This is a genomic window from Shewanella sp. AS1 (assembly GCF_021412565.1).
Taxonomy (GTDB): domain Bacteria; phylum Pseudomonadota; class Gammaproteobacteria; order Enterobacterales; family Shewanellaceae; genus Shewanella.
The window spans coordinates 781,643-793,688 of the sequence record NZ_JAKCLJ010000001.1 but is presented as its reverse complement, the minus strand read 5'-3'; the positions used below and the strand labels follow the sequence as shown (position 1 = coordinate 793,688).

12 protein-coding genes and 1 other RNA gene are annotated in these 12,046 nt (G+C 46.5%); 6 read left to right on the top strand and 7 right to left on the bottom strand.

Going from position 1 to position 12,046, the window contains the following annotated elements:
* The first annotated feature begins 24 nt into the window (after positions 1–24).
* On the top strand, positions 25–285 hold the full coding sequence (locus tag LZP69_RS03510; RefSeq protein ID WP_234198787.1) for a late competence development ComFB family protein: 261 nt from the start codon (positions 25–27) through the stop codon (positions 283–285).
* 224 nt (positions 286–509) lie between these two features.
* Here LZP69_RS03510 and ffs read toward each other — a convergent pair.
* An RNA gene (gene ffs / locus LZP69_RS03505) (signal recognition particle sRNA small type) lies at positions 510–607 on the bottom strand.
* 182 nt (positions 608–789) lie between these two features.
* Positions 790–1,080 carry a ComEA family DNA-binding protein gene (locus LZP69_RS03500; protein WP_234198786.1) on the bottom strand — a complete coding sequence of 97 codons (291 nt, stop codon included), beginning with the start codon at positions 1,078–1,080 and terminating at the stop codon, positions 790–792.
* Between the two features lie 381 nt (positions 1,081–1,461).
* On the opposite strand from LZP69_RS03500, the gene LZP69_RS03495 reads away from it, so the two are divergent.
* A complete protein-coding gene (locus LZP69_RS03495; protein ID WP_234198785.1) occupies positions 1,462–2,865 on the top strand; it encodes an SLC13 family permease in 1,404 nt (467 codons plus the stop codon).
* A 381-nt stretch (positions 2,866–3,246) separates the two neighbouring features.
* Here the strand turns inward: LZP69_RS03495 and LZP69_RS03490 are convergent, their stop codons facing one another.
* The 5 genes from LZP69_RS03490 to pspA form a co-directional block, all read right to left on the bottom strand.
* Positions 3,247–4,287, bottom strand: a complete 1,041-nt coding sequence (locus LZP69_RS03490) for a YcjF family protein (RefSeq protein ID WP_234198784.1) — start codon at positions 4,285–4,287, stop codon at positions 3,247–3,249.
* Positions 4,288–4,316: 29 nt separating this feature from the next.
* Entirely contained in the window at positions 4,317–5,750 is a 1,434-nt protein-coding gene (locus tag LZP69_RS03485; protein ID WP_234198783.1) for a YcjX family protein, read from the bottom strand.
* A 65-nt stretch (positions 5,751–5,815) separates the two neighbouring features.
* Positions 5,816–6,211 carry an envelope stress response membrane protein PspC gene (gene pspC, locus LZP69_RS03480; protein WP_234198782.1) on the bottom strand — a complete coding sequence of 132 codons (396 nt, stop codon included), beginning with the start codon at positions 6,209–6,211 and terminating at the stop codon, positions 5,816–5,818.
* A complete protein-coding gene (gene pspB, locus LZP69_RS03475; RefSeq protein WP_234198781.1) occupies positions 6,198–6,437 on the bottom strand; it encodes an envelope stress response membrane protein PspB in 240 nt (79 codons plus the stop codon). Before pspB ends, pspC begins: the two co-directional genes overlap by 14 nt.
* 20 nt (positions 6,438–6,457) lie before the next feature.
* On the bottom strand, positions 6,458–7,141 hold the full coding sequence (pspA, locus tag LZP69_RS03470) for a phage shock protein PspA (RefSeq protein ID WP_234198780.1): 684 nt from the start codon (positions 7,139–7,141) through the stop codon (positions 6,458–6,460).
* A 180-nt stretch (positions 7,142–7,321) separates the two neighbouring features.
* Between pspA and pspF the strand changes: the two genes are divergently transcribed.
* The 4 genes from pspF (at position 7,322) to LZP69_RS03450 (ending at position 12,039) form a co-directional block, all read left to right on the top strand.
* Positions 7,322–8,404 carry a phage shock protein operon transcriptional activator gene (gene pspF, locus LZP69_RS03465; protein ID WP_234198779.1) on the top strand — a complete coding sequence of 361 codons (1,083 nt, stop codon included), beginning with the start codon at positions 7,322–7,324 and terminating at the stop codon, positions 8,402–8,404.
* Positions 8,405–8,490: 86 nt separating this feature from the next.
* Positions 8,491–10,131 (top strand): ABC transporter substrate-binding protein, encoded by a 1,641-nt coding sequence (locus LZP69_RS03460; RefSeq protein WP_234198778.1) that lies wholly within the window; start codon positions 8,491–8,493, stop codon positions 10,129–10,131.
* The gene (locus LZP69_RS03455) at positions 10,131–11,162 is read left to right on the top strand and encodes an ABC transporter permease (protein ID WP_234198777.1); all 1,032 of its coding nucleotides are present in this window, start codon (positions 10,131–10,133) and stop codon (positions 11,160–11,162) included. Before LZP69_RS03460 ends, LZP69_RS03455 begins: the two co-directional genes overlap by 1 nt.
* A complete protein-coding gene (locus LZP69_RS03450; RefSeq protein WP_234198776.1) occupies positions 11,149–12,039 on the top strand; it encodes an ABC transporter permease subunit in 891 nt (296 codons plus the stop codon). Before LZP69_RS03455 ends, LZP69_RS03450 begins: the two co-directional genes overlap by 14 nt.
* The last annotated feature ends 7 nt before the right edge of the window (positions 12,040–12,046 follow it).

The window sequence follows — 12,046 nt, the reverse complement described above, 5'->3', positions numbered from 1 at the left end:
TGAATACAGATCAGGGAGAGAGCTATGCAACTGGAAATTCGCAACTACTACGAGATCCTGTTAATGGAATTACTGTCTGACGAAGGGTTACTCGATGAGTTACCCGAAGATTATCTGGCCGATCTCTGCTGCGTCACCCTTAATCAACTCCCGGTCCGCTATATCCGCCACAGGGTCGATACTCACTTTTTCGAAAACTACCATGAGCTCAAACAGATGAAACAGGGGATCCAGGCAGCTATGGAGCGCTCCCGTACCTATTTAAAGAGTCAATCGCAACGGTAATAAAGTTTATTCAGCAAGCAATGTGTAGTGATTAAATGCTGAGTGAACTCAACACGCAATGAGTACAGATAAATAAGAGGCTTATTGTTAAACAACTATTGTTAAACAACTAAAAAGCGGAAGAGGTCATTCAATGATGCTTTTGCTGACCAAATGTACCACCTAGTGTACCACCTCAGGTCAAAACGATGTAAATAGTTGTAATATAATGGTAATTGGAGGTTCCCCTAGAGCCAGCACTCCGGCACATGAGTCGCCTGCTGCGGTTGCTCCCTTCCGGGCCTGGCCGAGTTCACAAGTTATCATTGCGGAGGGACCCTAGGGTCACCATAGTCTCTTAAACTATTTTATAGACAAAATTGCTTAAGACGGCGTGCATTATCCACTAAGGGCGGCAGGCGATCAAGTCAATATCCACCAGATAAGCCGGCTTTATGACTAATTGCATACTCTATAAACAAATACCCGCATTGGCGGGTATTTGTTTGAGGCAATAGCAACTTGTTATAAAGTCAGTAAGGCTCGGTTTTTCTCCACCAACTTAGCACCTATACCTTTAACCAGAGCTAGGTCATCGATGGATTTAAAATTCCCATTGACGTGACGATACTCAACTATCGCCTGAGCTTTCGCCTCGCCAATACCTTGAAGCTCAGCTAATTGCTCGGCGGTAGCAGTATTGATGTTGATTGGTTGAGAAACGGTTTGTGCTTTCTCTACTGTGACAGGCTCTGCCGCAATAGCAGGCACCACAGACAAGACACAAACCAATATGGCAGTGAACAGTTTTTTCATGATTATCTCCTTGTCGATCCTTTTATCTGATTTGGGCCAACTTTCCCTCTCCATGGCCACCTAACAAACATAGAACAGGTTTAAAAAGATCGCCAACAAGTGATATGGCGCACAACACACAAACAGGCAAATGAGATCGCGATCACAAGACTGTCATTCTTACTTTATTTCAAAATGCTGTTTGACGCAGGGGCAGGTGGAATAAATTTGATCTTAAACCACCATGAAAACATGATTCAAATCACACAATTATGTAAGTCGCCCATCAAAGGTTATCAATCTGTTAATTTTGCGGTGTTTTAATTACAAAATAAAAAACTTGGACGCCGATTTTCGCTCAGATATGGTGAACGCCATTAAAAAAATAATAGGGACATCTAAATGCAATCACAAAGCCAGGAACTGACCCAGGAACAGACTTCCTTAACGACAGAGAAGCCCCCCGGCTCGAATAAAGCGTATATAGTGCTGGGAAATCTGCTGCTATTCGTTTTACTTAATCTCTTGCTTCCCTTTGAGAAAGAGATCAATGTCGGCCTCTCCATTCTTATCTTCGCGGCCATACTCTGGTTGACTGAAGCGATCCACATCAGTATTACAGCCATACTGATCCCCATTATGGGCGTGCTAATGGGTGTGTTCGAAACCAAGGCGGCAATGAGTAACTTTGCCAACCCTATCATCTACCTGTTTTTCGGTGGATTTGTCTTAGCCGCCGCCTTGAATCATCAAGGTATAGACAGGCGTATCGCCCATAAGGTGATCACCGCATCTCAGGGCAAGCTCAGCATCGCTTGTATCATGTTATTTGGGATCACAGCCCTGCTCTCTATGTGGATCAGTAATACCGCCACTGCCGCCATGATGTTGCCCTTAGCCCTGGGGATCTTAAATCAGTTAGACAGTAAAGAGCACAGGAACACCTACCTGTTTATCCTGCTTGGGATAGCCTATTCAGCCAACATTGGCGGTATAGGCACTCTGGTTGGCAGCCCGCCTAACGCCATTGCCGCAGCCCAAGTCGGTTTAACCTTCGCCGATTGGTTAGAGTTTGGCTTAATCACAGTGGCCCTGATGCTGCCTAGCATGTTGATCGCTCTGTACCTCTTTTTCAAACCTAACCTGAACGTGGTTTGCGACATACCTAAAAGCACTGAACAGTTAAGCCTGCAAGGCAGGCTGACCTTAGTTGTCTTTCTTGCCACAGTGTGCTGCTGGATCTTCAGCAAGCCCATCTCATCAGCACTGGGCGGCATAGCTCAGTTCGATACCATAGTCGCGCTCAGCGCCGTAGTACTGCTGGCAGGGTTAGGTTTAGTGGAATGGAAAAAGATTGAGAAAACGACCGACTGGGGAGTGCTCATCCTCTTTGGTGGTGGCCTGACCCTCAGCGCCATCCTCAAAACTACGGGCACGAGTGTATTTCTCGCCCACTGGGTAACCGATATTTTTGGCGACACCCACATGGCACTCTTTACCTTGGCGGTGATCTTCTTCGTGGTGATGCTGACCGAATTTGCAAGTAACACAGCCAGTGCAGCTCTGCTGGTGCCTGTGTTTGCTGCCATTGCCGAGGCATTGGGACTCTCCCCTGTGATGCTCTCTGTGTTGATCGGCATCGCCGCATCCTGCGCCTTTATGCTGCCGGTAGCGACGCCGCCAAATGCCATCGTTTATGGCTCAGGTCATATCAAGCAATCTGACATGATGAAAGCCGGTGCCATCATCAACTTTATCAGTATGTTAGTGCTCTATATTATCTGTCACCTGTTCTGGACCATTTAGCCGTGACGCTAAATCATGCAAATCGCGTTGACGCTAGATCTTTGAAATAGCAGTCACGCTAAAGCTTCCAAAAAAAATCGGCTCCAGAAGGAGCCGATTTTTCATTAGCTTATCTAGGGCGTGTTTATCTTTGCTGTTTAATTTTTGTTCGAGACAAAAGTGTTTTAATCGCGACATGAGCTATAACGCCTAGTCATCTAAGCAAATCAGCTCATAACAAAGAGTAAAATACTTTTAGCCGAACCCGTTGGGCAGCGTTTGTTGTCATTTCTACGGCGTTAGCACTTTACTCATGTGGAAAACCACACATCAAAAGTACTGCCTTGTATAAATTTCCAACAAACTACTGCAAAAACAAACTTGAAAGATAAACATGCCCTATTATTGTTTTACTTTTTCCGCCGGTTTTTTACTTTTCTTGCTCAGCGCCTCGAGTGAAAAATCTTTCAGTTCGCTTAACAGCGCGCGGTGGATCTTGGTTAGTTTGGGTTTAGTCTCATGACTGAATCCCACAGGGCGGCACAAGGCCATAGTCTGATAGCCTAAACGTGCCGTTAGCAAGCCGCCGCCCAAGCCCTGCGCCATACGCGCCGACACTTTACCCGACACTTCTAAAGACAATAATTGTGTGCCTATATCCGTCACCACTTCGCTGGTTCCGGCATAGATGATATTGAGGATCACCGAGCGGATAAGCTTAATCCGGCTCCAATAACCTAGCTCAATGCCATAACAGCGGGCCAGTTCACGGATCATCTTCTGATTTCGCCACAAGATGATCGCCATATCCAAAACCGCAATAGGACTAGCGGCAAGCAACACCGCCGACTCCAGCGCATAACGGTGCACCAACTTTTTCGCCTTAGCATCTATCTGTGTCAGCACAGTCGATTCAAACAGCAACACCCGCTCGGCATCATTATGCTCTTCACTCAGGTGCTGCCGGTAACGGCTGAGATCGATATCCTGCGGTGCTCTAGAGAGAATATCCTCGATAAAAGGCTCCGCCTCCCCCATCTGCATACTCAGGGCTAAGCGCTCACTCACCTGCTGTGCCTCTTCTACACCTCTAAGCTGTTTTAACTGACGCCACTCTTTAAAGACAATACTGGCCGCAAACAGACTCACCAATGAACTGACTAGGGCATAAAAACCAAACAACCAAGGGCTCTGCTGCCAGGCCGAAAATAGCGACAATCCCCACTCCAGTGCAACTAAGCTGATGATGCCGCCCAATGCCGCCTTGGCCAACCAGGACCAGCGCCGTTTGGGCTTATTATCGAGCCCTGAAGCTAAATCCTCCTGATGAGATAAGAGTTCTTCAAGCTCATCAAAATGCTGCGCTTCTTGGAGCTGAGTGGATGCTAGCGGCATTTCATCTTCAAATATCTGCTGTTTCTTGAGTAATACGTCTTGTTTCATTTCCAGCCTTATTATCAATTGATAAACCACTAAGCTAATTTATCGCCCAAAAGGTATTGCAACAGGTGATCGAGGCGAATATGCTCAAAGTGCCGCTCCTGGCTGCCAGCATCAAGCTGAGGCGGCGCAAAGTTAATGAATTCAAATCCCTGTCTGTCCCAAAAATCGGCTTGTGGCAAACGCTTGGGGACTTCTCCCGGAAACAGGGTTAAGATTTTCTGGCCGTTCAGCGCCCTGCCCCTGACCACCTCTATCTGTTTTCCATCCTGCTGCACCATGCCATGGGTCGTCGCCTTAATCGCACTGATGGCCATCACTTCCACATCACAACCTTCAAACTGCGCATGCTGCTGGCTCTGATCCACCATCTGCGACAACAGGGACAGCACATTACTCTGTTGATCCCGCGTAACATGATCAACCTTACTTGCCGCAAACAGTAATTTATCGATACGGGGAGCAAACAGTCGTCTAAGTAGATTCGACTGACCGAAATGAAAACTGGCCATAATGTCATCGATAGCCGACTTCATATCGTCAAACTGCGGCTTGCCGCGATTGAGCGGCGTAAAGCAATCCACCAGCACCACCTGACGATCGAACTTGGCAAAATAATCTCGATAGAAAGGTTTCACTACCTGCGAGACATAACTTAGATAGCGTTTTTTCAATACCTGGTAGTAGCTCGTTTTATTGCTGTTTTCCAATTGTTCAAGTTGAATGCCCTGCAGACCAAAGAGGGGAAAAAAAGCCAAGATCGGGGTATCTGCAAGTTCACCAGGCAACAACATTCTTCCTGGCTGAGCGTGATAAAAACCGTGGCCATGCACAGTGTCGTTCAGCAGCATCTGATACTGTTTAGCTATGTTTTTCAACACTTGCTCATCGGCCGGTTCTGTTAAATTAAGTGCCGAACAAGATGCGATAAAGGGTTGATAGTAATCACTCTTTGATAAATTATCAGCCCGACCATACTGAAGCTGTGACCATTTAGCATAGTCCAGCCTTAGCATAGGCAGATCCAGTAACCACTCACCAGGGTAATCGACAATATCTAAAAACAGGGTCGCATGATCAGTCAGCCTCGCCCTTAAGCCTTTACTGGGTTGATACTTTATGGCCAGACGCAGCTCACTGATATTTCTTGTGGAGGCTGGCCAATGAGGTTTACTGCCACATAGCGCTGTCATGGCGGCATCATAATCGAAACTGGCAATGGTCATATCGGGTTGCAGGGTGCGCTTCACACCATATAAGCGCCCATCACGGGACACTTGCCACAAAGGGAGTACCTGATGTTTTCCCGCTGACAGTAATTGATTAACCAGTCCAGTAATGAAGGCCGTTTTGCCCGCGCCGGACAAGCCGGTAACCGCCAAACGAACATGATTATCCGTGGTACGTTTTATCAATGACTGTGAACGATTGGCAAGCTGTTGCAGTGAACGACCAATTGAATTCATAAGTGATATCTTAGCAATGTCAAAAGACGGCCGTAGCCGTCTATTTTTGGTTTTAAAGTCAAAGTTTAGAGATTATTGATCTCTCGTTTGAGGTCAAAACTATCCGATGTCACATGCCGTTCAAGGTTTTGCAGCCGAGTATCTAAATCCTTGAATTGCTGACTGACATCTCTTAATGCCATTTTAGCAGGCTCTCCGGCTTGCCAAACTTTCTTTTTAACTTCAATCTCTTTGTGATGTTGTTTATCCTTTGCGCTACTTGGCTTCACATCTAAAATCATCCACAACAGAATATAGATGACTATGACTATGCCTGTTCCCCCGAGCAGAAATATAGACGCTGCGAGTACTCGGACCAACCAGGTTTCAAAATTGAAATAGTCGGCGATTCCTGCACAAACCCCGGCGATTTTGCCTGACTCGGGAAGTCGATATAGGGTGCGTCCGTTAAATCCGCTCATCTCGATTCCTCCAATTTGGAGCCTCGCTATCCAGAATGGCCTCAAGTGTTTCGATACGCTGGGCCATCTTGTCTGCCTTACTTATCAGCTCATTAAGCTCGGTAAACTCTTCTTCAGTGAGTCCCTGGCTCACTTGGCGTTTACTGCGATAATGCAATATTAACCAGATGGGCGCCACCACAACTAAAAAGACAATGATGGGGGCAATCAATACATCCATATCCATAACTCACCTCTGAATTACCGTTATTTAGTCTGCTTTTTCGCTTTGCTTGCCTTCACTTTGGCCTTTAAGGCCTCAAGTTCGGCACTGACAGCATCTTCAGCCTCTAGCGCGGCAAACTCATCATTTAATGTACGCTTATTGCCTAAATCATAAGCCTCAACCTGAGATTCTAAGCCTTCGACGCGGCGCTCATACTGCTCAAACTTGCTCATGGCGCTGTCAATCTTGCTCGAATCGAGCTGGCGCTTCACTTCCAAGCGTGAAGAAGCAGTTTGCTTACGCATAATAATCGTCTTCTGGCGTGATTTAGCATCCAATAACTTCTCCTGGAGCTGATTCACTTCCTCTTTAAGACGCGCAATATGTTCTTCGATAACCACCAGCTCCTGCTCAAGGTTCACCGCAAGTTCAGTGGCCTTTTGCTTTTCAATCAAGGCAGCTTTGGCCAAATCTTCGCGATCTTTAGATAACGCCAGTTCAGCCTTATCCTGCCAATCTTGAACCTGCTCTTTTACTTTAGCAATACGGCGCAGGATCTCTTTCTTTTCCGCCAGCACCTTAGCCGAAGTTGAACGCACCTCTACCAAGGTATCTTCCATCTCTTGGATGATCAGGCGCACCATTTTTTCTGGATCTTCCGCTTTATCAAGCAGAGCACTGATATTAGAATTAATGATATCAGCGAAGCGAGAGAAAATACCCATAGTCGTGTCCTCTAAAAATTAATGTTGGTTTCGCAAAAAATAATACACTTAATGTGCCAACTTTACTTAACCGTTATTATTCAATTATTTAACTAATATTTTAACTTTTTCTTTATTTTAAACCTCAGGACACATATTATAATTTTCACCAATTATTAGTGTGAAAGACTAAAAATCACCGTGGCTAATCAATTCCAGCAAGATAATCTTATCGGACAATCTAATGCGTTATTAGAAGTCCTTGAGCATGTTTCAAAAATTGCCCCTTTATCCAAACCTGTACTTATCATAGGTGAGCGGGGTACGGGAAAAGAGCTGATCGCCGAACGCTTACACTACCTGTCTAAACGCTGGGATCAAAGTTTTATTAAACTCAACTGCTCATCCCTGAGTGAAAATCTTCTGGAAAGTGAACTATTTGGTCACGATGCTGGCGCCTTCACCGGCGCCAATAAGAAGCATGAGGGTCGTTTCGAACGTGCCGACGGTGGCACCCTCTTCTTAGATGAGTTGGCCAATACCTCTGGTTTAATCCAGGAAAAGCTACTGCGGGTTATCGAATATGGCGAATTTGAACGTGTGGGTGGCAGTAAAACGGTACAAACCGATGTGCGCCTTATCTGCGCCGCTAACGAAGATCTGCCTTCACTGGCCGAAGCTGGAGAGTTTCGTGCCGACCTGCTCGACCGACTCGCTTTCGATGTGATCACCTTGCCACCGCTGCGTCATCGCAGTGAAGACATTATTCCACTGGCTGAGTATTTTGCGATTGGTATGGCAAGGCAACTGCAGCACGAACTCTTCAATGGCTTTACCCCCAACGCCATTGAGCAATTACTAGACTACAGCTGGCCAGGCAATATACGCGAGCTTAAAAACGTTATTGAACGCTGTGTCTATCGCAATGGTGACGGCTGCGATCCCATAGATACTATAGTTATCGATCCCTTTGCGTCCCCTTATCGCCCAACTAACAGAGTCAAAACCCGCTCCAGACAGGCACAGCCACAGGCTATAGAAACTGAAAGTCAAACTGTCAATCACGAGGTCGTAGCGGCTGAAACTAACAAAACAGGCCAGGTTTCAGCCAGTGTCAGTTTCCCTATCAACTTTAAAGAGCACTGTGAAAATCAAGAGATAGAGCTACTGAAAAAAGCCCTCGAAGCGGGTCAGTATAATCAGAAAAAAACCGCAGACTTACTGGAATTAAGCTACCATCAATTACGTGGAATTTTAAAAAAATACAATTTGTTGGATAAATAAAGGCACAAATAACAGCGAATATTTGCTACCGACACCATAGCACTTTAAAATGAACTTCTTCATTCAATAAACGATTACCTCTACTGATGAAAGAGCGGCTTAAGCGTCTCACATTTGCTTCAGCATTCTGCTGTTTAGTCCCGCTATTAACAGCCTGTGGCCCAACTCGTGTTCCTTCTGGCTTGGTTTATTGCTCTGAAGGCAACCCAGAGTCTTTCAATCCCCAGTTGATCACCTCAGGGACAACTGTCGATGCCACTTCTCAGCTATATGACACCCTAGTCGAATATGATGCGCTATCGGGTAAGTTAGTGCCCGCTCTGGCCAGCGACTGGCAGATAAGCGATGATGAACTGGTTTACACATTTACCCTGAGAACCGGCGTGCGTTTTCACCATTCCAAACGCTATAGTCCCCATCGAAACTTTAACGCCGACGATGTGTTATTTTCCTTTAACCGCATTATCGACAGTGCCAATCCCTATCATTTCATTGCTAAAACTGGCTACCCCTTCTTTGAGAGTGTCGGCTTTAGCAATCTGATAGATAAAATTGAAAAAATCGATGACTACCAGGTTGCTTTTCATCTAACACGTAAAGATGCTTCTTTTTTATCTAACCTCGCGACCGGCTATAGCGTGATCCTCTCAAAGGAGTACGGCGATCATCTGCTGCAACTTGGCGAGCCTGAGTTACTGGATAAACAGGCCATAGGCACAGGGCCTTTCCAGTTAATCGATTATGTCAAAAATGATTTTATCCGTTTTTATCGCAACCATCAGTACTGGCGCACCTCACCGCAAGTAGAGCAGTTAGTATTTGATATTACGCCTAAAAGTACCACTCGTCTGGCTAAATTGATCACGGGCGATTGCAATATTTCAGCATTGCCCAAGGCGGGCGAACTACAGGTTGTGATAGATAAAGAGGATCTAGAAGTCGACTCCCAGCCCGGTTTCAATGTGGCATTTTGGGCATTCAATACAGAGCGCATCCCGCTAAATGATGTCCGCGTGCGTCGCGCCTTAGCTTACGCCATCGATAAAGAAAATATTCTCAGGGCCGTTTACCAAAAAACCGCTGTCGAGGCGATAGGAGTATTGCCGCCTCACTCCTGGGCCTATTCGGAAAATCAAAAAGAGATTGAATACAACCCTCAAAAAGCCCTACAACTGCTGGAAGAAGCTGGGGTTCATGATTTGACTATCGATATCTGGGCCATGCCTGTCGCGCGTATTTATAATCCCAATCCCCACAAAACCGCTGAGCTTATCCAGGCTGATCTGGCCCATATCGGGGTAAAGGTCAATATTGTCACCTACGACTGGAGCGTGTTTAATCAAAAGCTCAGTCAACAGACCTATGACTCAGTGATCATTGGCTGGAATGCGGATAATAGCGATCCCGACAACTTTTTCAGTCCCATATTAAGCTGCGCCTCGGCCAGCACGAATAGTAACCGCTCACGTTGGTGTGACAGCCAGTTAGAGGAATTACTGGAAGCGGCAAAAGATACAACTCATCAGGAGACGCGCAAAGCCTTATATCAACAGGCTGAAGAACTGATTGCACAGCGAGTCCCCCTATTGCCCTTAGCCCATACCACGCGCCTGGCGGTAAAACAGAAACAGTTGACTCAGTCTAAATTGACCCCTTTTGGCGGGATCTCATTTACCCAGATCACTAAACTTCCCCATCAGGCTCCCATCTCTAAGGAGGCTAATTAATGGCTCGTTATCTGCTTAGACGCCTGAATCTGTTTCTAGCCACCTCTATGGTGCTATTTTTGGTAATGTTTGTCGTCACGAATCAGTTTCCAGCGGAGCCAAGTGTCGTCCTGACTGGTATCCAATCACCCAACCCCAGTGAAATGGAGACCATTACTCAAGATTATCATTTAAATAAAAATAAGATCAGTCAGTTTTTTGCCTATCTGCAGCAGCGACTCTCAGGGGATCTTGGCATCTCAATTACCTCACAAACCCCGGTTATTGACGAGTTGACTAAGGTGTTGCCCGCAAGTTTTGAACTGGGCTTTTTTGCCGGTTTTCTCGCCCTGCTGTTTGGTATTCCACTGGGGATACTCGCCTCCTTAAGTAAAAATAAGATCACACAGAATACCATTATGGCGGTCACCCTGACAGGCTACTCGATTCCTGTGTTCTGGCTGGGACTGAGTCTGTCACTCTGGTTTGGGGTGCGCTTAGGCTGGCTGCCTATCTCCGGGCAGATTAACCTACTCTATGAGATAAACTCCATCACAGGCTTTCTGCTGGTCGATACGCTGCTGTCGAACTCTGAATATGCCATGTCGGCCTTTCTCGATGCCCTGCATCACATCATTTTACCTGCCATGACATTGGCCATTTTGCCTTTTACCGTCGTGGTGCGCATCACCCGTAGCGCCATGATTTCCATTATGGAAAAAACCTACATCAAGGCCGCCGAAGCCAGGGGATTGCACACATCGACTATAGTGCTGCGCCACGCACTCCCCAACGCGTTAATTCCTGTGTTAAAAAATCTGGGACTCATGCTCGGCGCATTTGCCAGCTATGCCATAGTGGTCGAGGTGATTTTCAGCTGGCCCGGTGTCGGCGCCTGGTTGGTGTCGGGAATTTATCAGCGTGATTATACTGTTATACAGGGTGGTATTCTGGCAGTGGCACTGATCATCATCTTTTTAAGTATTTTGATAGAAGTGATGCATACGGCGCTCAATCCCATCAGCAGGAAAGAACTCTATGCCTCAAATTAAAATTTACCAAGAGGATCATATTCCCTCCCCTCTATACCGGCTTTGGAGTGCGTTTACCGATAATCCTTTTGCCTTTGCCGGACTTTGGGCTGTCTGCTCTTTGCTGTTATTAACCCTATTTGGCCCCTTTATTGCGCCCTTTGCTCCAGAGCAGCAAGATCCCCACGCCCTCTTACTGCCGCCATCCTGGGATCCTGCGGGTACTGTGGAACACTTTCTAGGAACAGATGATTTGGGCCGAGATATTTTCAGCCGCCTGCTCCATGGAGCCCATCTCACTTTTGGCATGGCGATTGGTATAGTGATCACAGCCTTGCTGATTGGATTCGTTATCGGCTCAATTTCTGGCATGATGAAAGGACTAAAATCAAGTATTCTCAGTCATTTACTCGATGCACTTCTCTCGATCCCCTCGCTGTTGATGGCGATTTTAGTAGTGGCCGTCATGGGGCCAGGTCTGAGTAACGTATTCTGGGCCGTGGGAATAGCGCTCACGCCCCAGTTTGTCAGGGCTATCCATCAAGCTGTCCATGAAGAGCTACAGAAAGATTATGTCACCGCAGCACGTTTAGATGGCGCCAATCCCTTACAAATCTTCTGGTATGTGATCTTACCTAATATCATGGATACCATGATTATTCAGACTACACTTGGGATCTCAGCTGCGATCTTAGATATTGCAGCCTTAGGCTTCTTAAACTTAGGTGCCCAGGCACCGAGCCCCGAATGGGGTGCCATGGTTGCCCAGGGGATAGATAATCTATTAACCGCGCCCTGGACTGTGACTATTCCTGGGGTCGCTATCCTTTGCAGTGTATTAGCCATTAACCTAGTCGGCGATGGTTTGCGTTCAGCACTGTCCCCCATACGTCATTAATGGAATA